The 23,019-nt window shown below is 34.1% G+C and carries 26 protein-coding genes and 1 tRNA gene; 18 read left to right on the top strand and 9 right to left on the bottom strand.

What is annotated here, in order from left to right; genetic code table 11:
- Positions 1-5 precede the first annotated feature (5 nt).
- From spoVAD to spoVAEA, 3 genes are read left to right on the top strand one after another with little or no spacing between them, the layout of a single operon-like run.
- Positions 6-1,028, top strand: a complete 1,023-nt coding sequence (gene spoVAD / locus CAAU_RS10880) for a stage V sporulation protein AD (RefSeq protein WP_008909487.1) — start codon at positions 6-8, stop codon at positions 1,026-1,028.
- On the top strand, positions 1,028-1,384 hold the full coding sequence (spoVAE, locus tag CAAU_RS10875; protein WP_040306560.1) for a stage V sporulation protein AE: 357 nt from the start codon (positions 1,028-1,030) through the stop codon (positions 1,382-1,384). The genes spoVAD and spoVAE overlap by 1 nt, the downstream gene beginning before the upstream one ends.
- A gap of 11 nt (positions 1,385-1,395) precedes the next feature.
- Positions 1,396-1,968 (top strand): stage V sporulation protein SpoVABEA, encoded by a 573-nt coding sequence (spoVAEA, locus tag CAAU_RS10870; protein WP_008909485.1) that lies wholly within the window; start codon positions 1,396-1,398, stop codon positions 1,966-1,968.
- Positions 1,969-1,979: 11 nt separating this feature from the next.
- Here spoVAEA and CAAU_RS10865 read toward each other — a convergent pair whose 3' ends face one another.
- Positions 1,980-4,223, bottom strand: a complete 2,244-nt coding sequence (locus CAAU_RS10865) for a transglycosylase domain-containing protein (RefSeq protein WP_008909484.1) — start codon at positions 4,221-4,223, stop codon at positions 1,980-1,982.
- A gap of 292 nt (positions 4,224-4,515) precedes the next feature.
- Here CAAU_RS10865 and CAAU_RS10860 point away from each other — a divergent pair, with 292 nt between their 5' ends.
- Together CAAU_RS10860 and yunB are read left to right on the top strand one after the other, a co-directional pair.
- Positions 4,516-5,937: a glycosyltransferase family 2 protein gene (locus CAAU_RS10860; RefSeq protein WP_008909483.1), complete on the top strand. Its 1,422-nt coding sequence runs from the start codon at positions 4,516-4,518 to the stop codon at positions 5,935-5,937.
- 74 nt (positions 5,938-6,011) lie between these two features.
- Entirely contained in the window at positions 6,012-6,686 is a 675-nt protein-coding gene (gene yunB, locus CAAU_RS10855) for a sporulation protein YunB (RefSeq protein ID WP_008909482.1), read from the top strand.
- A gap of 15 nt (positions 6,687-6,701) precedes the next feature.
- Here the strand turns inward: yunB and CAAU_RS10850 are convergent, their stop codons facing one another.
- The 3 genes from CAAU_RS10850 to hpt form a co-directional block, all read right to left on the bottom strand.
- Entirely contained in the window at positions 6,702-7,547 is an 846-nt protein-coding gene (locus CAAU_RS10850) for an NAD(P)/FAD-dependent oxidoreductase (protein ID WP_008909481.1), read from the bottom strand.
- Positions 7,547-7,870 carry a thioredoxin gene (gene trxA, locus CAAU_RS10845; protein WP_008909480.1) on the bottom strand — a complete coding sequence of 108 codons (324 nt, stop codon included), beginning with the start codon at positions 7,868-7,870 and terminating at the stop codon, positions 7,547-7,549. The genes CAAU_RS10850 and trxA overlap by 1 nt, the downstream gene beginning before the upstream one ends.
- A 442-nt stretch (positions 7,871-8,312) precedes the next feature.
- A complete protein-coding gene (gene hpt, locus CAAU_RS10840; protein ID WP_008909478.1) occupies positions 8,313-8,840 on the bottom strand; it encodes a hypoxanthine phosphoribosyltransferase in 528 nt (175 codons plus the stop codon).
- Between the two features lie 122 nt (positions 8,841-8,962).
- Here hpt and hflX point away from each other — a divergent pair, with 122 nt between their 5' ends.
- Positions 8,963-10,768 carry a GTPase HflX gene (gene hflX / locus CAAU_RS10835; RefSeq protein ID WP_008909477.1) on the top strand — a complete coding sequence of 602 codons (1,806 nt, stop codon included), beginning with the start codon at positions 8,963-8,965 and terminating at the stop codon, positions 10,766-10,768.
- A gap of 18 nt (positions 10,769-10,786) precedes the next feature.
- On the opposite strand, the gene CAAU_RS10830 is transcribed toward hflX, so the two are convergent.
- A complete protein-coding gene (locus CAAU_RS10830) occupies positions 10,787-12,463 on the bottom strand; it encodes a flavin monoamine oxidase family protein (RefSeq protein ID WP_008909476.1) in 1,677 nt (558 codons plus the stop codon).
- A gap of 107 nt (positions 12,464-12,570) precedes the next feature.
- Here CAAU_RS10830 and CAAU_RS10825 point away from each other — a divergent pair.
- A tRNA-Gln gene (locus CAAU_RS10825) sits at positions 12,571-12,646 on the top strand.
- A 104-nt stretch (positions 12,647-12,750) separates the two neighbouring features.
- Positions 12,751-14,040, top strand: coding sequence for an amidohydrolase (locus CAAU_RS10820; RefSeq protein ID WP_008909475.1), 1,290 nt, complete (start codon positions 12,751-12,753; stop codon positions 14,038-14,040).
- Here CAAU_RS10820 and CAAU_RS10815 read toward each other — a convergent pair.
- Entirely contained in the window at positions 14,035-15,045 is a 1,011-nt protein-coding gene (locus tag CAAU_RS10815) for an alkaline phosphatase family protein (RefSeq protein WP_008909474.1), read from the bottom strand. The two genes, CAAU_RS10820 and CAAU_RS10815, sit on opposite strands and share 6 nt — an antisense overlap.
- Before the next feature lie 105 nt (positions 15,046-15,150).
- Between CAAU_RS10815 and rd the strand changes: the two genes are divergently transcribed.
- The 5 genes from rd (at position 15,151) to pdxR (ending at position 18,891) form a co-directional block, all read left to right on the top strand.
- The gene (rd, locus tag CAAU_RS10810; protein WP_008909473.1) at positions 15,151-15,309 is read left to right on the top strand and encodes a rubredoxin; all 159 of its coding nucleotides are present in this window, start codon (positions 15,151-15,153) and stop codon (positions 15,307-15,309) included.
- A gap of 82 nt (positions 15,310-15,391) precedes the next feature.
- Positions 15,392-15,631: a hypothetical protein gene (locus CAAU_RS10805; protein WP_008909472.1), complete on the top strand. Its 240-nt coding sequence runs from the start codon at positions 15,392-15,394 to the stop codon at positions 15,629-15,631.
- 85 nt (positions 15,632-15,716) lie between these two features.
- Positions 15,717-16,610 (top strand): nucleotidyltransferase domain-containing protein, encoded by an 894-nt coding sequence (locus tag CAAU_RS10800; protein ID WP_008909471.1) that lies wholly within the window; start codon positions 15,717-15,719, stop codon positions 16,608-16,610.
- A gap of 14 nt (positions 16,611-16,624) precedes the next feature.
- Positions 16,625-17,470: a DegV family protein gene (locus tag CAAU_RS10795; RefSeq protein WP_008909470.1), complete on the top strand. Its 846-nt coding sequence runs from the start codon at positions 16,625-16,627 to the stop codon at positions 17,468-17,470.
- A gap of 8 nt (positions 17,471-17,478) precedes the next feature.
- Positions 17,479-18,891, top strand: coding sequence for a MocR-like pyridoxine biosynthesis transcription factor PdxR (gene pdxR / locus CAAU_RS10790; RefSeq protein ID WP_008909469.1), 1,413 nt, complete (start codon positions 17,479-17,481; stop codon positions 18,889-18,891).
- Between the two features lie 14 nt (positions 18,892-18,905).
- Here pdxR and CAAU_RS10785 read toward each other — a convergent pair whose 3' ends face one another.
- Positions 18,906-19,100 carry a DUF1858 domain-containing protein gene (locus tag CAAU_RS10785; protein WP_008909468.1) on the bottom strand — a complete coding sequence of 65 codons (195 nt, stop codon included), beginning with the start codon at positions 19,098-19,100 and terminating at the stop codon, positions 18,906-18,908.
- Positions 19,101-19,225: 125 nt separating this feature from the next.
- Here CAAU_RS10785 and CAAU_RS10780 point away from each other — a divergent pair, with 125 nt between their 5' ends.
- Positions 19,226-19,882 carry a YigZ family protein gene (locus tag CAAU_RS10780; protein WP_008909467.1) on the top strand — a complete coding sequence of 219 codons (657 nt, stop codon included), beginning with the start codon at positions 19,226-19,228 and terminating at the stop codon, positions 19,880-19,882.
- Positions 19,882-20,256, top strand: coding sequence for a CoA-binding protein (locus CAAU_RS10775; RefSeq protein ID WP_008909466.1), 375 nt, complete (start codon positions 19,882-19,884; stop codon positions 20,254-20,256). The genes CAAU_RS10780 and CAAU_RS10775 overlap by 1 nt, the downstream gene beginning before the upstream one ends.
- Before the next feature lie 11 nt (positions 20,257-20,267).
- On the opposite strand, the gene CAAU_RS10770 is transcribed toward CAAU_RS10775, so the two are convergent.
- On the bottom strand, positions 20,268-20,639 hold the full coding sequence (locus CAAU_RS10770; protein WP_008909465.1) for a sulfite exporter TauE/SafE family protein: 372 nt from the start codon (positions 20,637-20,639) through the stop codon (positions 20,268-20,270).
- The gene (locus CAAU_RS10765; protein WP_008909464.1) at positions 20,636-20,995 is read right to left on the bottom strand and encodes a sulfite exporter TauE/SafE family protein; all 360 of its coding nucleotides are present in this window, start codon (positions 20,993-20,995) and stop codon (positions 20,636-20,638) included. The genes CAAU_RS10770 and CAAU_RS10765 overlap by 4 nt, the downstream gene beginning before the upstream one ends.
- Before the next feature lie 114 nt (positions 20,996-21,109).
- On the opposite strand from CAAU_RS10765, the gene nadE reads away from it, so the two are divergent.
- The 3 genes from nadE to CAAU_RS10750 all read left to right on the top strand — a co-directional run.
- On the top strand, positions 21,110-21,841 hold the full coding sequence (gene nadE / locus CAAU_RS10760) for an NAD(+) synthase (protein ID WP_008909463.1): 732 nt from the start codon (positions 21,110-21,112) through the stop codon (positions 21,839-21,841).
- 43 nt (positions 21,842-21,884) lie between these two features.
- Positions 21,885-22,625 carry a YebC/PmpR family DNA-binding transcriptional regulator gene (locus CAAU_RS10755; RefSeq protein ID WP_008909462.1) on the top strand — a complete coding sequence of 247 codons (741 nt, stop codon included), beginning with the start codon at positions 21,885-21,887 and terminating at the stop codon, positions 22,623-22,625.
- Positions 22,626-22,786: 161 nt separating this feature from the next.
- On the top strand, positions 22,787-23,019 hold a 233-nt coding region (locus CAAU_RS10750), incomplete at its 3' end, for a helix-turn-helix domain-containing protein (protein WP_040306548.1).

The raw sequence follows: 23,019 nt of genomic DNA, 5'->3' as shown, positions 1-23,019 counted from the left end.
AGCATATGGCAGAAAAAAAGATAGGCCTTCATACTATAAAGCTAAAAAATCCGCCGTCTATTTTATCTACTGCAACTATAGTAGGACCTAAGGAAGGAGAGGGCCCTTTAAAGGATTATTTTGATATCGTTTTAGAGGACGACCTTTTTGGTGAAAAGTCATGGGAGAAGGCAGAGTCAAAAATGCTGCGAGAAGCAGTAAGGCTTGCTATGAATAAAATAAACTTATCGCCAGACCAGGTTGATTACTTTTTTGCAGGGGACCTTCTTAATCAAATAATTTCTTCAAGCTTTGCTGCAAGAGAACTTGGCATCCCCTTTTTTGGTCTATACGGTGCATGTTCTACCTTAACTGAGGCTATGAGCCTTGCTGCAATGATGGTGGATGGAGGCTTTGCTGATATTACAATTGCAGCAACCTCAAGTCACTTTTCATCAGCAGAAAGACAGTTTAGGTTCCCCTTAGAACATGGGAATCAAAGACCGCCAACATCCCAGTGGACAGTTACCGGAGCAGGAGCAGTAGTTTTAGGCAGTAAAGGCGGCGGACCTTATATTACTTATATTACCACAGGAAGAGTTGTAGATTTCGGTATAAAGGATGCCAATAATATGGGGGCGGCGATGGCACCGGCTGCAGCTGATACTATCTTAAGACATCTTAAGGATACTGGATTTACTGCAGCAGATTATGACCTTATAATGACCGGAGACTTGGCTAAAATTGGAAGAGAAATTGCAGCTGATATAATAAAGCAAAATGGATATGATATCACAACAAAATTTACAGATGCTGGGATAGAGATATTTGATCTTACAACCCAAGATGTTCATGCAGGAGGAAGTGGATGTGGTTGTTCTGCATCTGTATTTGGGGGATATTTATATAAGCAATTAATAAATGGAAATCTGAATAGGATAATGATAGTATCTACAGGAGCTCTTTTAAGCCCAACCAGCACCCAACAGGGTGAATCCATTCCGGGAATAGCACATGCTATAACAATTGAAAGGAGTCTTATGCCATGATGGATTATATATGGGCCTTTTTAGTTGGAGGAAGTATCTGCTTGATTGCTCAAATACTTATGGATAAAACTAATTTAACTCCTGCGAGGATTTTGGTTTATTTTGTTACTGCGGGTGTAATATTAGGTGCTATTGGAGTATATGAACCCCTTGTTAAATTAGGTAAAGCGGGAGCAACAGTCCCTTTACCTGGATTTGGATACAGCCTTGCTAAAGGTGCAATTAGAGAGGTTGAAAAGTATGGGTTAATTGGAGCTTTTACAGGAGGAGTCAAGGCAACGTCTGCTGGAATTGCTGCTGCAATTTTTTTTGGATATATTATGGCTCTATTGTTTAATCCAAAGACAAAAAATTAGGAGTTGATTAAATGAAAAAAAGAGTAATAATAGTTACGGATGGAGACTTAATGGCCCAAAGGGCTATAGAAACAGCAGCACAAAATATTGGTGCAAGGGTAATATCACGATCAGCTGGAAATCCAACTATATTATCGGGAGAGGAAATAGTCGATCTTATCAAGGAAGCAAAGCATGATCCTGTAATTGTGATGGTAGATGACAGGGGCAACACCCATAAGGGTGATGGTGAAAAGGCGATGGAGTATATTCTAAATTCAAATGAAGTTGAAGTAATTGGAGCAGTTGCAGTAGCTTCAAATACCAGTAAGGTAACTGGGGTTGAAGTGGATGTTTCAATAGATAGAAATGGTAATGTTACTCATCAGGCGGTTGATAAGGATGGTAACCCAAAGGATGATAAGATAATTAAGGGAGATACGGTGGATGTTTTAAGTAGATTTGATATTCCAGTAGTAGGAGTAGGAGATCCAGGCAAGATGGAAGGTTCAGACGATGTTGAATTTGGTGCGCCGATAATTACAAAGGCATTAGAAGAGGTAATTAAGCTTTATGAGCTGAAAAATAAATTAAACAAGCAATAGGCCTAAAAGGCCTATTGCTTGGGTTGTGTTGGATTGGTTTGCTGCGGGTTTTGACCCTCTTGAGGAGGGGATTGGTTTTGGTCGGTGGGATTACTTGTTGGATTTTGTGTTTCTTGATTTTGCCCCCCATTATCCTGTGGATTACTGGGATTTTCCGGCGTTGTTATATCTGGTTCAGGGACGATATTTACATGGTAATCACACAATTCAACAGGTTGAGTTCCTTCTATAAACATCTCAGTAACAACTCTATTTCCCCTTGGATCATTAAAACATAAATCTGTCGGATATTTTCCTGAATCTAAACATACCTTTTCATATACTATTCCACTTGGCCTTTCAAAATCAACTACTTTTAAGCCTTCATGGGCTCTTTTCATTATTTCTCCCCATAATTTTGCTGCAAGGGAGCTTTTAAGTCCAGGAATAGATGTGTTGGGCTTATCGTGGCCTATCCATACAGCACCGGAATAATATGGCGTTACACCGCAGAACCAAACGTTAGTATAGTCTGAAGTGGTTCCTGTTTTTCCTGCAACAGGCATTGAACCAAACCTTGCCCTTCCACCTGTTCCGTAAGGTTTTCTAACAACATCCTTCATCATATCAAGCATAATATAAGCAGCTTGACTTGATATTGATCTTGATTGTGTAGAGGTTCTTTCCACAATTATGTTATTGTATCTATCAGTAACCTTTGTGTAAAGGATAGGTTCTGAGTAAATTCCTTTATTTCCAAATACTCCATAGGCTGCAGCCATTTCAATTGGGTAGACTCCCTCTGTAAGACCACCAAGGGAAAGTGGTGCTACGTATTTGTCAGAGTTTTTTATGGTTGATATATGAAATTTATTTTGCAGATAATCAACGGATGTTCCAATTCCTAATTGGAGTAAAAGTTTAGCTGCTACAACGTTTATAGAACGCGTAATTGCTTCTCTTACCGTTACATTTCCTCTATAGGAATTATCGTAGTTTTTAGGTTCCCATCCTCCTGTTGCAGCCAAAAGCTCTTGCGAGAAGGGACTATCTTCAACAACGGTTGCAGCTGTTGCAAAATGTGTATCGATAGCTGGAGCATAAACTGATAGTGGCTTTATTGCTGAACCTGGCTGCCTTTTTACGTCTGTTGCCCTATTCATGGATCTTAATGGATGAGGTCCACGTCCGCCAACTATCGCCCTCACTTCACCTGTAGAATAGTCCATTATAACTGCAGCTGCTTGAGGTTGTGAAACTTTTGGAGAATTTTCTGTTGAAGCATAGGGTTTTAAATTAAATTGTTTAAATAAACTATCGTCATTGATTACAGCTTCTGCGGCTTCTTGAATTTTGGTGTCTATTGTAAGATATATGTTATATCCTCCAGTTCTTAACCTTTGCTTTGCTTCACTTTCTGTTATATTTAGCTTGTCTGCCATATCCTTTGCAATTTCATCAATTGCGGGTTCTATAAACCACTGATATTTCATTGTGTTTGGGGATTCCTTACTTTTAAAAACAAGTTTTTGGTTTATTGCTTCATCGTATTGCTCTTGAGTAATATACCCCTGTTGTAGCATTTTTTTAAGAACTGTTTGCTGCCTATCTAAATATGTTTTTGGATTTTCCTGATTTTTTTTGCTGTAGGGATAGTATTTATATGGGCTTTGAGTAAGTCCTGCAATTAAAGCAGCTTCAGCAATTGTAAGTTCGTTTACATCCTTTCCAAAGTAAAACATTGAAGCAGCTTGGACGCCATAGGCACTTCCGCCAAGATATATTGTATTTAAGTAGCCCTCAAGAATTTGATCCTTGCTAAGTTTCCTTTCCAGCTGAATTGCAAGATACATTTCTTGAAGTTTTCTTGAGAAATCCTTTTTTGGTGATAAAGCGATGTTTTTAATAAGCTGTTGTGTTATTGTCGATGCACCTTGAGCTTTAGACATTGTTTTAATGTCATACCATAAAGCTCCAAATATTCTCTTTGGATCGATTCCATGATGTCTATAAAATCTTTCGTCCTCAATTGCAATAAAGGCATGCTGAACGTGTTTTGGTATTTTTTTAAGGGGGACTATTGTTCGGTTTTGAACATCTGAAAAGTCCTCTATAAAGTTTCCATCTTTGTCATATATTTTGCTACTTTGCTTTAAGTTATCAAGTATGTTTGCGTCAATTTCAGGAGCAGATTTTATAACTGCAATTGCGACTCCAATCCCTGCTGCAAAAATAAAAAGGAATATAAAAAGGAATATTATCAACAATATATTCAATACGCCTCTTTTTTGTTTTTTCGTTTACTTTTCCTTTTTTCAGCCATAGTAAACCTCCTTGAATGCAAAAGCTTGATTAAAATAATTATAACAAATGTGGACATTTTTATCCACATACATTATTTTGGACATTTTATTACCATTTTGTAAATAAATTATAAACATTGCGAAGGCAGACTTTTGAAGGATTAAAGAAGGGCTTATAATATGATATGGAGTCTTGAATTAGTATAATTAAATAAAGGTTAAACAAAAAATATTAACAGACAGAATAAGTTATGGAGGAATTAACATGAAGGGAATAGTTTATAATTTAACCTTTTTCTTTCAAGTAAGCGTTTTTATTGTTACATTGTATTATCTTATTATATCGTTATTTGGACTTTATAGAAAAAAGGATAATAGTTCAAATTCAGAACCTGAAAAATCCTTTGCTCTTATAGTTGCTGCCCATAATGAAGAAATGGTTATAGGTAATATTGTGGATAGCCTCAAAATGCTTGATTATCCAAAGGAGTTATATGATATATATGTTATAGCAGATAACTGCTCCGATAATACAGCAAATATTGCAAGAAAGCACGGTGCGATAGTTTATGAAAGGTTTGACACTACAAAAAAGGGTAAAGGATACGCCCTTGAATGGATGTTTAACATTTTGTTCCAAATGGATAAGAAATACGATGCGGTTGTAGTTTTTGATGCCGATAATTTAGCATCTAAGAACTTTCTTAAAGAACTCAATAGAAAATTAAAAGAGGGGTATAAGGTCGTTCAGGGATACATAGACAGCAAAAACCCTCATGACTCTTGGATATCAGAATCCTATTCAATATCCTTTTGGACTGCCAACAGACTTTTCCAGCTTGCAAGGGCAAATTTAGGATTATCTAATCAAATTGGTGGAACAGGATTTTGCATAGATATGGAAGTTTTAAAGGAGATTGGATGGGGTGCTACATGTCTTACTGAAGACTTAGAATTTACATGTAAATTGGTTTTAAATGGTCAGAAGGTAGGCTGGGCTCATAGTGCAGTTGTTTATGACGAAAAACCTTTAACTTTAAAGCAATCTTGGAGGCAAAGAAAAAGATGGATGCAAGGATTTGCTGATGTAGCTTCGAGATTTTTCTTTAAGTTAATGAAAAAAGCCATTAAAGACAGAGATTTTGTAGCCTTTGACTGTGCTTTATATACTATTCAGCCATTCATGATAGTTGCACTTGGGTTATCAACAATTTTAACCTTCCTTCAAAGCTATAGCGCAGATGGGATGAATATTTTTATAATAAGTTATTTATTCTCGCCAATTGTTTGGAAATTGCTTTCGGTATTTCAATTCTTATTTACACCCTTTGTAATGTTTTTAGAAAATAAATTGTCTAAGAAGTTATTAGTTTATTTTTCGCTTTATTCATTGAATATATTCTTATTTGACTATATGTTTGATCCTGATTCAAAGCTTATATATATAATGCTTGCCCATACGATATTTTTAGGTTCATTTATACTAATTTTAGCTAAGTTTGAAGGCAAGACAGCTTTAAAGGTATTTTTATGGTATTTACTATATGGAGTTTATACATTAACATGGCTTCCGATAACAATTCAAGGAATTATAGATAAGAATAAAAAGGAATGGGCTCATACGCAGCACACAAGACAAATCAGCATACATGAGATTGAAAATCTTGATAGCCAATCAGTAGCATAAAGGACGCATTGCGTCCTTTAATATTTTTTTTGAGAAAAACATATAATTAAATAGCAATATTAGGGTTGATTTATATGAAGAAAAGATATAGGACTATTAAAATAAAACTAATATTATATTTGGTGCTTTTTTTAACTTTAGCGACTTTGTTTTTGATTTATCTTAATTATTTTTTAAGGCCGACCTTGCTCGCCTATTGTGATCAGGAGGCTAGAAGAACAGCGGTAGAAACCATAAACAATACGGTTAAATTTGAGTTTGGGAATAAGATATCTTATGACGATATTATGTCGGTTAAAACTGATAAGGATGGAAATGTTGTTATGATTCAGGCGAATACGGTGGAATTAAATATTTTAGGTTCCCAAATAGCTCTTGAGGTTCAGAAAAGAATTGGCGATATAAAGGAAAGAAGGGTGGAAATTCCACTTGCTGTTTTAACAGGGATAGAGATTTTATCAAATTATGGCCCAAGGATACCCTTTAAAATGAGACCGGTAGGTTCTGTGTTAACTTCCTATAGGACTGAATTTTCATCGGCAGGAATCAACCAAACAAGGCATATTGTTTACTTAGATGTATCTGCAACAGTTCAGGTTATTATTCCCCTTGCAAGGAACAGTGTTACTGTAACTTCCAGCATTCCTATTGCTGAGAGCATAATAGTAGGAAAGGTTCCGGATACTTATGCTGAGATAAAAACAGAAAATCCACCTAAGGATATTCAAGAGTATAATATTAAAAAATGATGAGGAAGTTCCTCATCATTTTTTTTGATCAAGGTATTCAGCAGCATTTAATGCAGCTATTTGTCCTTCCCCTATAGCTTTTGCTACTTGGTAGGGCTTACCCGTTATGTCTCCGGCGGCAAATAGCCCTTTAATGTTTGTTTCCATCCTTTTATCTACAAGAACATGGGGGCCGTCAACCTCAAGGCCAGGCACAAGGCTTGTAAGGGGTAGGCTGTCCTTTAATACAAAGAATCCATCTGCTTCTATTGCGTTGTTTTTAAGTATTAATTTTTCAGCCTTTAAGGATCCTTCAAATTTTATAGGACTGTCATTAATTATTTCAACATTTTCTTTTAATTTGAAGTTACCTTTAAACATTGGGATAAAATATACCCTTTGACAAACTTCAGCTAAAAAATTAGCCTCTTCAACGGACTCATGATTATATCCAACTACGGCTACAACCTTTCCTTTATATAAAGGGGCATCACAGGTTGCACAGTAGCTTACCCCGTTTCCAAGGAATGTATCTTCGTTTTCTATAGATTTTTTAAAATCGACGCCTGTAGCAAGGATAACTGATTTTGCTTCATAAAAATCGTTTTCTGCTTGAATTGAAAAATAGTTGCCCATAGCATAAACTGCGATTACGGTTTTATTTATTATTGTAGCATTAGTTAACTTTAGATGCTCGTTAAGCCTTTCCATTAAATCCTTTCCAGATATTTCTGGCAAGCCAGGGTAATTAGGAATAGAGGGGCTAAGCAAAACTTTTTTGCTATCGCCCCCGAATATAACAACGCTTTTGTTTCTGGCAAAGGCATTAACAGCAGCTGAAATGCCAGCCGGGCCTTTGCCTATTATAGCTACATCAAACATTATAGTCCTAAAGCTCCTTTAATAGCGCTTTCAATTTGAGCTGCTGGCCTAAATCCTACTATTTTACCCAATGGCTTACCATCTTTGAATAGAACAAGGGTAGGGATGCTTGAAATACCGTAAAGTGAAGCAGTCATAGGATTTTCATCTACGTTTAGCTTTGCAACAACAAGGTTATCTTTAAGGTTTTCAGCAACTTCTTCAACAACTGGTGCTATCATTCTGCAAGGTCCACACCATTCAGCCCAAAAGTCTACTAATACAGCTTTATCTGAGTTTAAAACCTTTTCATTGAAATCAGCATCTGTTACATGAATTACCATAATATATTCCTCCTCTATATTTAGCTTTCTTTACTCACTATACCCCAGGGGGGTGTCTACACTATTATAATATTACTATAATTTAATTTTGTCAACATTATTTTTAAAATTTCAAATTAAAAGGCACCGGACGGTGCCCCAGATTGTAGACAAACCCTCTTTGGTTTTCAGACTTTGCAAGAGCCCTGGAAGGATTAGAAAAGGCATCTCTCATAAGCTTTAGCAATTCTTGCTTTTCGACTTTTCAAAAGTCCGTAATTCTGCACACGGACGTGCAGAGCCGAGTGGCCGACACGGATGTCGGCTCATGAGGGTAGGACTTTTGAAAACAAAGAAAAGCTTAGAATTGCTTAGCGAAATGAGCGAATGCCAGGGAAATCCTTCACAGGGCTTATCAAAAATAACTTTTTCAACAGTCTGAGTCACCGGACGGTGCCCCTAATTATTCCCAATTGAATATATAAGGTTTATTTCTGTAATAATCGCCATAGTTTAATCCGTAGCCAACAACGAAAACATCGGGAATTGTAAAACAGCAGTAATCAGGAACAAGTTCAACTTTTCTTCTTTCTGGCTTGTCGAGTAACACGCAGGACTTTACACTTGCAGGGTTTTTAGATTTGATATATTCCATAACGAATTTCATAGTTATGCCTGTATCAACGATATCATCAACTATTAAAACATCGTAGCCTTCTACATCGTCTGCTATATCTTGAACTATCTTTACTTGACCGCTGCTGGTTTCACCATGTCCATAACTAGATGTTGCCATAAACCCTATTTTAACAGGAACATCTATATGTCTTACAAGGTCTGCAGTGAATATAAAACTACCTCTAAGTAGTGACAAAACATAAAGTTTTTTTCCTTTATAGTCTTCGGAAATTTTTTTGCCAAGTTCAGAAACTTTTTGTGCAATTTCATCTGAACTTATTAAAATGTTTTCTTTTTTATTTATTAACTCCATCCTATTCCCTCCATTAACGAAGATTGTTATCATTTAATATAAGTTAAAGTTAATGTTTTGTCAAGGCGTCTTGGTTGTTTCTAGCAATATATTAATGTATAATTATTTAGCGAGGTGATGATATGATAAGAGGTAATTTAGAAGGAGTAAAAAAATCTTATATAAATGAATTAGAGGCTTTGTTTGAAATTGATTTAGATAAAAATTTAATAATTTCTAAGGATATCCTAAATGTTTTATCAAGGATTTCTTGGGAATTAAAAAGAGAAATTTCTATATATATAAATAGACGGGGTAAAATAGTAGATATAGCAATTGGTGATAGTGAAACTGTAAATCTTGAAGAAATATTTGAAAAACGAAAAGAAGGAGGCCTATCTGGGATAAGATGTATCCATACCCATCCATCAGGGCAGGGGGAACTTTCAGTTGTAGATATAACGGCACTGGTTAGTTTACGATTTGATATGATGGTAGCCGTTGGAGTTAATGAAGGAAAACCTATAGATTTTTCGATAGGCCTTATAAGTGTTATTGATGGAATGCTCTCTAAAAGAGCTGATATATTAGGTCCCTATGAAGCAGGGATTATTGAGTCGATTGATGCATTAAAACTTATTAGGGAAGTTGAGGAAAAATTAGAGGAAAGAGTATTTATCCTGGAGGAAAAAGCTAAGGAAAAGGTTATATTGGTTGCAGCAGGAAACGATGATTTATATACCGTTGAAGAGTCATTAGAGGAGCTTAAAGAACTTGCTGAAACCGCAGGAGCAGAGGTGGTTTTTAAATTATATCAGAAAAAAAGTAAAATTGATCCTGCCACATATATAGGAAGTGGTAAGGCAAGGGAGATTAGCCTTTTAAGACAAAGCCTAATGGCTGATGCGGTGATTTTTGACGATCAATTAAGCCCTGCACAGATAAGAAATCTTGAAGAAATTTTAGGATGTAAAGTTATAGATAGAACAGCCTTAATCCTTGATATTTTTGCCCAAAGGGCAAAGTCGAAGGAAGGAAAGCTTCAGGTTGAACTTGCACAGCTAAAATATAGATTGCCAAGATTAACAGGCTTTGGAGCCATGCTCTCGAGAACAGGTGGAGGAATTGGAACAAGGGGACCTGGAGAAAAGAAGCTGGAAATCGACAAAAGGCATATAATGAGAAGGATCAATGATTTGGAAAAGGAGTTGGAGGCTGTAAGAAATACAAGGCAGGTTCAAAGGGAAAAGAGGCTTTCTAATGAAATTCCTGTAGTTTCAATAGTAGGTTATACTAATGCAGGAAAATCTACTTTAAGAAATAAGCTTTGTGAAATTGCAGGGGTTGATAAGGAAAAGGTTTTTGAAGCAAACATGCTCTTTGCAACCCTTGATACTACAACAAGGCTTGTTAATCTTCCTAACGGTAAAGACGTTTTAATTTCAGATACAGTTGGGTTTATAAGGAAGCTTCCCCATGAACTTGTTGAGGCCTTTAAATCCACCCTTGAGGAGATAATTTATAGCGATCTTATCTTACATGTAGTTGATGCTTCAAATAAAAATGCTGAAGCTCAAATAAAGGTCGTAAATTCAGTTTTAGAGGAAATAGGAGCGGGAGATAAAAGAAAAATTCTTGTTTTAAATAAGATGGATATTGCTGATTGTGAAAGTTTAGAGATTTTAAGGGGTAAATTTAAGGATGTTGTTGAAATATCGGCTGTTGAAGGAACCAATTTAGATGTCCTTCTAAAGGTTATTCAAGATAATGTTTACAAGGATATGATAAGGGCAAAACTATTGATTCCATATTCTGATACTAAAGTTGTTTCTTATCTGCATCAAAATAACTGCATTGAAAAGGAAGAATATACAGAAGAGGGGATACTTGTATGTATAAATACCACTAAAGATGTTTATGGTAGGATAAAGGAATTTGAAGTAGAATAGGCACAGAATTTTCTGTGCCTATTTATCATTATCCCTTATAAGTTTAGCTATATTGTTGGCAACTAGCATCCCTGATTGAAGGGCACCCTGCATCCATCCGTGCTTAGTTGAAACATGCTCACCTGCAAAATGAACCCTTCCATTCATTTCTGGGGTTGTAGAATCATAAAGGAATAGTTCTTTTTGATTTGGAAGCATAAAGCAAACTCCTCCCCATATAAAGGGAACCTCTGACCAAAGGATGTAGGTATAATCTATCAAATTATTATCCATATATCCTTCTGGAAGTTTGTGTATTTTTTCTATAGATCTTATTATTTCTGTAATCCTTAAGTTTTCGTATTCTTTTCCAAGTCTTACGGCATTTTGATTCCAGTTGTAGGAGGCAAGTAGTGTTCCGGGCTCTTTATATGATGTATTTTCTTTTAGTTTATACTTAAATAATTCACCTTTAATAGGAACTAAATGATCTGAGGGATAAACTGTTAATATTGTAATAAGATCTGTTAATGTTGTTCCACTTAAGGGGTTGTTTTTATCCCTCTCCCAAAATCTTTCCTTTAGATAGAGGAAGGTTTTTTGGCCTATTTCATAATTAAGTTCATTTATTGCCTGCATTTTTCTAACGGTAAATGGTGGGTTGACTTTTATTCTTCTTAGGCTTGAAAAGGGAATAGCACAAATCACAAAATCAAAATCGTTATAAAAATAGCTGTTGTCGTTAAGGTCTAATATTTCCAAAATTATTTTTCTACCATCGTAAGGGGACTGGATTATAGAATTAACAAGGCTATGAAGTCTAAAATTAACTTTTCCAGGACCTTTAGAATTTATAAGTTGATTATAAAAGGCAAGGGGAAGATTTATTATTCCTCCTTTAATAGTGTAGGTATATAAAAAGTCTAATGTATAGTATTCTGCTAAAATTTCAATGAGGCTTATATTAATAAGATCCCCCTCTAGGGCAGATATATTGCTAATTAAAGAAATAGCATTTTGGGAAAGGCCAACATTTTCATATCCTTGTCTTAAGGAAATGCTTTGAATTTCTTTTATTTTTTTAGAATAATCCCTCTTAATTTGCAAAAGTTCCTTTCTTTCTTCCTTTGAAAGGCTAAAGAAATATTTTTTATATAGTTTTCCGATTAGTTCATCTGGAGTTCTTTTTTTCTCCCTATCAGGAAGATCAAATTGTGGATATATATTTTCCATTATGCTAACTGGATTATTAATTGCATATGAATTTCTAACAAAAAATAAAGAGGATGTGCTTTTACTTATAAAGGGGATGGTTCTGAGTTTAAATTCATTAATATAGTGCCATGTTGTTTCGTGGGAGGGTGGAATGCGCATAGGACCAAGCTCGCCATATTGATTTTTGGACTTGTCAAAAAAGTGGGTTTTAACTCTTCCTCCTATTCTGTTTGAGGCTTCAAAAATAGTAATGTCGCATCCTATTTTATTAAGTTCATAGGCAGCACAAAGTCCTGAAAGGCCTGCGCCTATAATGGCTACTTTAAATTTTTTCCCTTGCTCTTTGGATGCGATTTTTTCAATGTTTGGTGGAGGTGAAAGAAGCTTTATTATTTCATGAAAATCCTCCTCACGATTATCTGATTTTAGGAAAAATCTTAAAATAGCATGCCTTTCAACATCAGTAGGATTTGGAACTTGATATGGAACTTCATTTTTCATTATATCACCATAGGGATTTTTATTAATTTATATGAATAAAAATATTAAATTAATGATATAATTGATATTGAAATTTTAAAAAAAGTTGCTATAATAATAAGTGATGATGCCGAGTAGCCAAGTTGGTAAGGCACCTGACTCTGGATCAGGCAATCGTGGGTTCGAGTCCTACCTCGGCAGCCAGTGGGGTGGTAAATAACCACCCCTAAATTTTTTTTGTTTTATTTTAATTGAAAATTCTGAATATAACGAATATAATTATATAAAAGCCAAAAAGGAGGGTTATGATGAAAAGATTATTAATAGAGAATATAAAAGTAATTACAATGGAAGGAGATTATATTATCCCTAAAGGATATATTTATATTGAAGATAACAAGATAGTAAAGGTTAAAGAAGGAGTTTATGAAGGAGAAAGGGATAATTTTGAGGTTATAGATGGAAAGGGCTGTGTAGCACTACCAGGTTTTATAAATTGCCATACTCATATTCCTATGACCCTCCTTAGGGGCTATGGAGAGGGGCTGCCCCTAATGAGATGGTTAAATGAAAAAATCTGGCCCTTTGAAGCTAGGTTAACTGAGGAAGATATATATAACGGTGCCCTCTTAGGAATTATAGAAATGATAAAAAGCGGAACTACATCATTTGTAGATATGTATTTTAGAGAGGATACAATTGCAAAGGCCTGCAGAAGGGCAAACATCAGGGGATTTTTAGGAAGCCCAATAATTGGGGATATGTGGGAAAGGCAGATCGATGAGACGCTAAGTTTATATGATGAATTTAAAGAGGATGATTTAATCAAGATATTTATTGCTCCCCATTCACCATACACATGTTCCTTTGAAACTTTAAAAAAGGTTGGGGAAATAGCAAGAAACTACAAATTACCTATTCATATTCACATTGCTGAAACCAAGGATGAGGTAAACATAATAAGGGAAAAGTATAATAAAACTCCATTTGAGGTTTGTAAAGATGCCGGACTTTATGATGAAAACAAAGTTATTGCAGCCCACTGTGTTTACTTAAATGATGATGATATTATTATGGTTAAGAATTATGATTTTACTGTGGTATATAACCCCCAAAGCAATATGAAGCTTGCAAGCGGTGTAGCACCTATTGTAAAGATGATGGAAAATGGAATTAATGTAGCTTTAGGGACTGATGGAGCATCCAGCAATAATAATCTCAATATGATAGATGAAATGAAATCTGCATCCCTTCTTCAAAAACTCAGCTTCAATGATGCTACAGCATTAAGCGCCTATGATACTTTAAAGCTTGCAACGGTAAATGCAGCAAAGGCTATAGGTATGGAGGATAAACTTGGAAAAATTAAGGAGGGTTTTTTGGCAGATATAATATTAATCGATTTTAATAAACCTCACCTTAACCCTCCAACGGATATATATTCAAATATTGTTTATGCTGCTAACGGTTCTGAAATAAAGACAGTGATAATTAACGGTAAAGTGGTTCTAAAGGATTATAAGCTTCTTGATATAAAGGAGAATGAAACCATCTTAAATGCTAACCAATCCTTTATTAAGGTTATTGAAAGATTATAATAAATTCCTTAAGTAATAAAATAATTTTGTTATCGTGATGCTAATAAAAGCGGTAAAAGATACAAAAATTAAGGGGAATCTCTTGTTTAGCTTTATAATTCTATTATCCATAACTAAATTGACTGATAAATTGTCGTTGCCCTGTATAAGGGATGTTCCTGTCATAAAAGAATTTTTAGGAATATTTAAAAGGTCACAGATTGTTGGGGCAACATCAAGCTGAGATACCCAATCCTTTGGGACTAAGTTTAGTTTCTCGATGTCATTATCAATGATTATAAGTGGAATTTCGATACACCGAACATTGCCATCACCATGGCCCCCTTCATCCTTATGGCCATGGTCTGATGTTACAATTAATGTATAATTTTTATCTTTAATATGTTTCCATAGAAATTCAATATTATTATCGACATTTTCGCAAGATTTTTCGTATTCTGGTGATAAGGCACCGTGCCTATGTCCTGCTTTATCAACCTCCATTGGATGAACTAATAATATGTCAGGGTTATATTTATCTATAATATTTATTGCATTGCTAAAAACCCTTGAATCATTGTTAAAATAGGTATATCTGTAATTAAATGAATAAGGAAAGAGCTCAATAAACCAGTAGTAACCTGATAGGGCTGTTTTATAACCCGACCTTTTAGCAAGAAGAAAAATGTCAGGAATTAAAGAAGGGACAGGATGAAAGTTTCTTGTTATTCCGTTTATATTAGTTGGCGAGCCTGTAAAAATTCTTTCGTAACCTGGTCTTGATAAAGTTGGAGGAAAAGCTTTTGAATTATAAAGGATTCCATTTTTGTAGTCTATCATATTTAATAAAAATGGCATATACTTAATGGAATCTAAGCGCAGCCCATCTACAAGAACAATGCATATTTTTCTATTTGTTTTTTTAAAAGTTATATTATTTAAGGCTTTTAGCTGAGTTTTAATCAAAAAATTATGTAACATAAAAAATATTGTAACAAAAATAAAAATTTGGGTTAAGATTTTCATATTATCACCTATAAATAGTTTGAGAAAAAAATAAATAATAATGTTGGAAAATATAAATAAATGGGTTATAATATGGAAAAGAACTATTAATAAGGAGGTATTTTTATGGACAAATATTTATGCCCAGCATGTGGCTATGTTTATGATCCAGCAAATGGTGATCCGGATAACGGAGTAGCTCCAGGAACAAGGTTTGAGGATATTCCTGAAGATTGGGTATGCCCACTTTGTGGACTTCCAAAATCGGAATTTGAAAAGATGTAATATACACCCCCAATTTAGGGGGTGTATTTTTTTATGTTGTAAGGGAAAATTATTGATAGAAATGTGAAAAGGGGTGTTTAAGATGTTGATTTGTCCAGTTTGCAATGGATTGGTTGATTATAATAAGAAATGTCCTTTATGTGGAAATAGGATGGAGATTTTAGATAGGATTGAGAATTATTATGACAGTTATTCTGCAGACCTGCCGTATGAGATTACAGATCTTAACGATGGCGATCCAAGCTATATTTGTAAGCATATAATTTTATGTCCAAGTTGTGGTTATAGGGATGTAGAGGGTATTTATAATATTCAAAAATAATAATACTTTACAATGATTTGATAATAATTATATAATAAATTAAACATTATTTTTTTTATTTTAAAATTTTATGGGGGAGGGTAATGTGACTAATTTAATAAAATCCTATCAGGAGGCATACGATAAGGCATTTAGTAAGTTAAAAAATAATTCTAATGTTATTGCTATAATTGTTTATGGGAGCATTGTATCTGGCGATATCTGGGAGGAATCGGATATAGATTTCTTTGTAATAACCAAGGAACAAAATAAACTAATGAATTTATACAGCAAAATCAATGATGTCCCTATTCAGGTTAATTATATATCAAAGGAAACTTTTATTAAGTCTTATACCAACCTATTAAAGGGAGGAACCTTCCATAAAGCCTTTTTTACAGGAAAATTAGTTTATTGCTTAGATGATGAGATTAAGGATCTATTTAATTCAATAAGGTTTTACTATGATAGGGATAGGAATATTAGAAATCTTGAGATATTATGTAATATATTTAACTGTTTACATTATTCAAGAAAATACTACTTTACAGGAAAATATGAAACTTCCTTTCAATGGATAGTAGATCTTATTACAAATTTTGCTAGACTACAGTTAAATGTAAAGGGATATATAACCGATAAGGATATTTTATCATTTGCTGTTGGTATGGATGGGGAAGTAGATAAGCTTTTTAATATATTAAACACACCAAAAACTTTAAAGGAAAAGATATATACCGTTCTTGATTTTATTGAAAAATATCTTGATCAAAATATTTCTAATCTTGCCATGCCCATAATTGAATTTTTAAAGGAAAAAAAGCAGTTTTTATCAATTCATGATATTAAAAATTCTCCTGAATTTAAGCAGCTAAATGGAGACTTGAATTACCTTTTGGATTATTTAGCACAAAAGGGCTTAATAAATCAGTCCTTGAGAAGTTTTACAACATATGGAGAAGAGGAGCTCATTGAGGAGCTTGTTTATTATGTTTATTAATTTGGAGGTGGATTATGAAAAAAATAAAAATAATTGCTGATAGCGGTTGTGACCTTGAAAGGAGCTATGCAGAAGAACTTGGAGTTTATATTATCCCTATGATAGTTTATTTTGATGATGAGGCTTATTACGATAGAGTAACTATGACAACGGAGGAGTTTTATGAAAAGCTAAAAACCTTTAAGGGTCTTCCAAAGACTACTCAGATAACACCAGCAAGATTTATAGAAGAATTTAAAAAGTTTATAGATGAGGGTTATCATATAATATATATTAGTTTTTCTTCAGGCCTTTCAGGAACATATCAATCTGCCCTTGTTGCAAGAGAGGAACTTGGGGAAGAGAATATAGATGTTATTGATTCAAAGGGTGCTTCTGTTGGGTATGGCCTTATGGTTAGGGAGGCTGCCTTAATGCTCAAGGAAGGAAAAACAAGGGAAGAAATAATAGATAGAGTAACTTTCATGAGGGATAGGATGGAGTATATTTTTGCCGTTGGAAATCTTGAGATGTTAAAAAGAGGAGGAAGAATATCAAGTTCTAAGGCTCTTATTGGCAATTTGCTCAATATAAAGCCTATTCTACAGTTTGACAATGGATATATAGTTCCCTATGATAAAGTAAGGGGAGAAAAGGCAATTATAAAGAAGATGATCGAAACGATGCAGGAGAGAGGTTATGAAATAGAAAAACAAGTAATAGGTTTAAATTATTCAAGAAATTTAGATTTTTGTATGCAAATTAAGGAAGAAATAGAAAGGACATTTAACGTTAAAGAATTTGTTATATCGGAGATTGGTCCAACAATAGGGAGCCATGTTGGTGAAGGAACTACTTCAGTTTTCTTTATGAGAAAATAGGTGGTCTTATGAAATTTTATGAAAATATAAAGCTTGATGAGTTTTCTAGTGAGCCGAAATATATTCAGCTTTATGAGATTTTAAAAAATTTAATTGAGGAAGGTGCCATAAAACCTGATGAAAAGCTTCCTACAATAAGGGAACTTTCTAAAAAACTTAGCGTGAATACCGTTACAGTTGTTAATGCATATAAGCTTTTAGAACAAAAGGGATATATCTATACAAAGGTGGGAAGTGGGACTTTTGTATCTAAACAAAATGATGAAAAAATACAAGTTTTTTCAGAAAATCCTTTAGCAACAAATATTAAAAGGGAAGAAATAAACTTAGGAATAAATTTTTCTACATTGACACCGCAAAGCAGTCTTTTTCCTGTTGAGGATTTTAAATTTGTCATAAATAGAATTTTAGATAGGGATGGAGCTAGTGCCTTTAATTATGTTGAGCCTCAAGGATATTTCCCGCTAAGGGAGTCCATTTGGAAATATTTAAGAGAATGCGGAGTTGAATGTGAAATAGATAATATAAGCATCGTTTCAGGTGCCCAACAGGGAATAGACCTTGTGGCAAAGGTGCTGGTTAATTTTAATGATGCTATTGTGGTTGAAAGTCCTACCTATACAGGTGCAGCAGCGATATTTAAAAATAGGGGAGCAAATATTATCGAAATCCCGATTAAAGAGGATGGATTGGATCTTGATGAACTTGAGGATGTATTAAAAAAGCAAAGAGTTAAACTTATATACGTAATGCCTAATTATCAAAACCCTACGTCTATAACTTATAGTCTTGAAAAGAAATTGGAACTTATAAACTTGGCATTAAAATATAATACATATATTTTGGAGGATGATTTTTTAACTGAAATCAACTTTTCCAAAAAGCCTAATGAACCTTTAAAGACTCTTGATTTTTGTGATAGAGTTATTTTTATTAAAAGTTTTTCAAAAATTTTTATGCCAGGACTTAGACTTGCAGTGATAGTATCTCCTTTTAATATATCTAGAAATTTAGTTTTTGCAAAACAAAATACGGACATTTCAACATCAGGTTTAATTCAAAGGGCCTTTGATTTATATCTTAGGGAAGGTTTGTGGACAAGACATTTAAACAATCTTAAGGATATTTATTATAAAAGATATTGCTTAATGAAGGAAAAATTAAGCGAGATAAAGGATATAAGATTTAAAGATCCTAAGGGTGGAATTCATTTTTGGATTGAATCTGAATTGGATGCAACGATAATAGCTTATAACGCAAAGAAAAGGGGCATTGCGATTGCTCCTGGTAGGGCCTTCTATTTCGACTCAAGAAGCAGTAACAATTTTAGACTAAGTTTTGCCCAAACTGATTATGATGATATAACAAATGGAATAAATATTTTGAAAGAGATTTTTGATGAAATAAAAATGCCAGGGTAATCCCTGGCAATTTATTAGCCTTTTATAGCTTCGTTTAGATCCTTTAACATAGCATCTAGATTGATACCATGTGCCATAGCGCCTTGCTCTAGAGTTTCGTATCTAGCTGCTATGCAACCTAAACAGCCCATTCCGTATTTAGCAAAAACTTGAGCTGTTTGAGGATATTTTTGAACTATTTCAATTATACCCATATCTTTTGTAATCATAGGGTCAAACCTCCTTAAATAAAATTTAAGCTTAATTTATCTTAACATATATTTTTAAAAAATACAACTATATTAGTCAACATTATAACTTATCATTTACCAAAAATTTGTTTTGAGGTGAGAGGATGTTTAAGGAAGATTGGACAGTTTTAAGACAAGTTGAGGTTTCCTTTGAGGAAAAGAAGTCTTTATTTATTTGTAACATAAAGAGGATAAAAAACGAAGAAGAGGCCATGGATTTTATAAATTCTATAAAAGAAAAATATAAGGATGCAACCCATAATGTATATGCCTATATAACTAATAATGGCATATCTATGAGGTATTCTGACGATGGTGAGCCCCAAGGAACAGCTGGACCACCGGTTCTTGAGGTTTTAAAAAGGGAAAATCTTAATGACGTTGCAGTTGTTGTGACAAGGTATTTTGGCGGAACTTTATTAGGTGCAGGAGGACTTGTAAGGGCATATAGCGCCTCCTGCAAACAAGGGGTGGATGCTGCAGGTAAGGTAAAAAGAAAAATGGGAATAAAGTTTTCTATGATTGTAGACTATGAAAAATATGGCAAGATAAATTATTATCTTCAAAGTAAAAATATAAAAATTTTAGATATAGAATACATGGAAAATATACGGATACAGGGTGTGTGTTTGGAAGAAGAATTTGAAAAAATTCATTCTGATATAATTGAAATAATGGGGGGAAATGATATAATTAAAGTTACAGACAATAATTTAGTATTTGTAAATGAAGCAGAAAGGATTATGGAGGTGCAAGAATAATGAATATTAATGAATTTAAAGAAAAGAAGATTTGGGCTGTTGTTGGCAGCGTATCTAACAAGGAAAAGTTTGCTTACAAAATCTATAATTTTCTAAAAAATAAGGGGTATAGGGTATATGCTGTGGATCCAAAGGGACTAGACGTAGATGGTGAAAAATCATATAAATCACTATTAGACTTACCAGAGGTTCCTGAAGCTGTAGATATGGTTATAAATCCAGCATTAGGTGGAACTTATGTGGATGAAGCAAATAAATTAAATATTAAATATATATGGTTCCAACCAGGTGCAGAAAGCCAAGAACTAATAGAAAAGTCAAAGGGTCTTGGAATGGAAGTTGTTTACGGACATTGCGTTATGAAAGAGTTCTAAAGGGCTTACCGTCAGCTTTGACGGTGAGCCTTTTCTTTTCTGCTTAAATAAATTTCATAGGCTCCCATAAAGAGAAGAAAAACACCAAACATTTTCTTTAAAAGGCTTGAGCCTAAACTTACGGCAAGAATGGAGCCTATGATTGAACCAATGATACCAAAAATTATAAGAGTTTTTAAAACGTTTTTTTCTATGTTGCCCTGTTTAATATGGGTATATAAAGCAACAATTGCCGTAGGGATAAAAATAAGAAGATTAGTGCTTTGGGCAATTTGCTGCTTAACATTTAAAAATATAATTAAAGCAGGTATTAAAATTGTCCCTCCTCCAATTCCCATTCCGCTAATAATTCCAGAAATTAAGCTAATTATAAAAATAATCACTTAAAGAACACCATCCTTATTCCAGCGATTATCATAAAAATTCCAAAGATTAGCTTTAAAGTTCCATCTGTAAATTTATTAAGTATTTTTGCACCTATATATCCCCCGATTATATTGGCTATCACAACTTTAAGGGTTAAATTCCAGTCTACAAGGGATTTTGAAATATAAAAAATTGAGCTTATTATAGAAAGGGGAAGGATTATTGCAATAGCTGTTGCATGTGCTTTATGCTGTTCTATTTTAAGGACATGGTTCATGGCAGGGACTAATAAAGTTCCACCGCCAGCACCAAACAGCCCATTACAAATTCCTGTTAAAAGGCCTATTATATAAATTTTTATCTTATCCCTCATTTATATCACCTATAGTTTAGTTTTTTAATTATTGATGTTTTTATACCTTACAATATTGAAAGTTATTCATTAATATGCTAATATCTTAAAAGAAAGCTTCAGGGAGGTATTAGGATGTTTGATGTTGAAAGGGTTGCCAATGAGCTGATTGAATGGTTAAAGGATAGGGTCAAAGAAGCAAATGCAAAGGGAATTGTCCTTGGGCTTAGCGGTGGGGTTGATTCTGCCGTTGTAGCTGCTGCTGCAAAAAAAGCTTTCCCTGATGATACCTTAGGTATTATTATGCCTTGCTATAGCAATCCTCAGGATGAAAAGGATGCTCTGTTGCTTGCTGATAGATTAAACATAAGATATAAGAAAGTAGTTTTAGATGAAGTTTATGATTCACTTTTAAGGGCTGTAGGTTCAACAGGAAATGAAAACAGACTTGCCCTTGCAAATATTAAACCAAGGCTAAGGATGACTACGCTTTACTATCATGCTGCACTTTTAAATTATCTTGTTGCAGGAACAGGTAATAAAAGTGAGCTTACTGTTGGATATTTTACTAAATATGGCGATAGCGGAGTTGATATTCTCCCACTTGCATCCTTTGTTAAGCATGAGGTTTGGGAACTTGCGAGATACTTTAATGTTCCTGAAGAGATTATAAACAAAGCTCCAAGTGCAGGACTTTGGGAAAACCAAACAGACGAAAAGGAAATGGGTATAACTTATAAAGAACTTGATGAATATATATTAACAGGTAAAGCTACAGAAAGAGTTAGAAATATTGTCGATGAATTAAATAGAAAGAGCCAGCATAAAAGGGAAATGCCTAAAATATTTGTCCCAAGTAGCAAGTGATGTAAAAGAATAATGGTAATTTAACTTAGAAGGGGGAATAAATATGGCAGGACATTCAAAATGGGCGAATATTAAACATAGAAAAGGTAAGCAAGACGCTCTTAGAGGAAAACTTTTTACAAAAATTGGTAAAGAAATTCAGGTTGCGGTTAAGGAAGGTGGACCAAATCCTGAGGCAAATTCAAGATTAAGGGATGTTATCGCTAAGGCAAAGGCTAACAATATGCCTATGGAAAACATCCAAAGGGCTATTAAAAGGGCAACAGGGGAGCTAAAAGATGTAACATATGAAGAAATCATTTATGAAGGATATGGCCCAAATGGTGTTGCTGTTATTGTTCAAGCATTAACAGATAACAGGAATAGAACTGCAGGTGATGTAAGACATATATTTGAAAAATTTGGTGGTAACTTAGGGGCAACAGGCTGCGTTTCCTTCTTGTTTGAGAAAAAGGGGCTTATAATAGTAGAAAAGGAAGAGGGAATTGATGAAGATTCTCTAATGATGATGGCCCTTGATGCTGGTGCTGAAGATTTTTCCTCTGAAGAGGATGCTTATGAAATTACAACTTCTCCTGAGGATTTTTCAAAGGTAAGGGAAGCTTTAGAAAACAATGGAATAAAACTTGCTTCAGCTGAAGTATCGATGATACCAAGCACTTATGTAGCATTAGATGGTGAGGCTGCAGAAAAGTTTGAAAAACTTTTAGACAGATTAGAAGAAAATGATGATGTTCAAAACGTGTGGCATAATGCAGAGTTCCCAGAAGGATGGGGAGAATAAAGGAGCTGATTATCAGCTCCTTTTTAAAAAAGGAGAGAGTTATGAAAAGAATTTTAACTAAAGAGTAACAGAAGTCGCCCACTTCTATAAGTGGGTGATGAATGTTGATTGATAAATTCTTTTTTATGATATAATCAGTATTACAGGAAGGAGGTGTAATTTTGCTAAAGGCTTATAAATACAGGATATATCCAACAAAAGAACAAGAAGAATATTTTGCTAAAGTATTTGGTTGTGTAAGATTTATATACAACAAAATGCTACATGACAAAATAGAATACTATAAAAAAACAGGAGAAATGCTAAACAATACACCTGCACAATATAAAAAAGAATATTCTTTTCTAAAAGAAGTAGATAGTCTTGCACTTTCCAACGCACAACTTAATTTAGA

It is taken from the genome of Caloramator australicus RC3, from assembly GCF_000297115.1.
GTDB lineage: Bacteria > Bacillota > Clostridia > Clostridiales > Caloramatoraceae > Caloramator > Caloramator australicus.
This window is presented reverse-complemented; position numbering and strand designations above follow the sequence as displayed.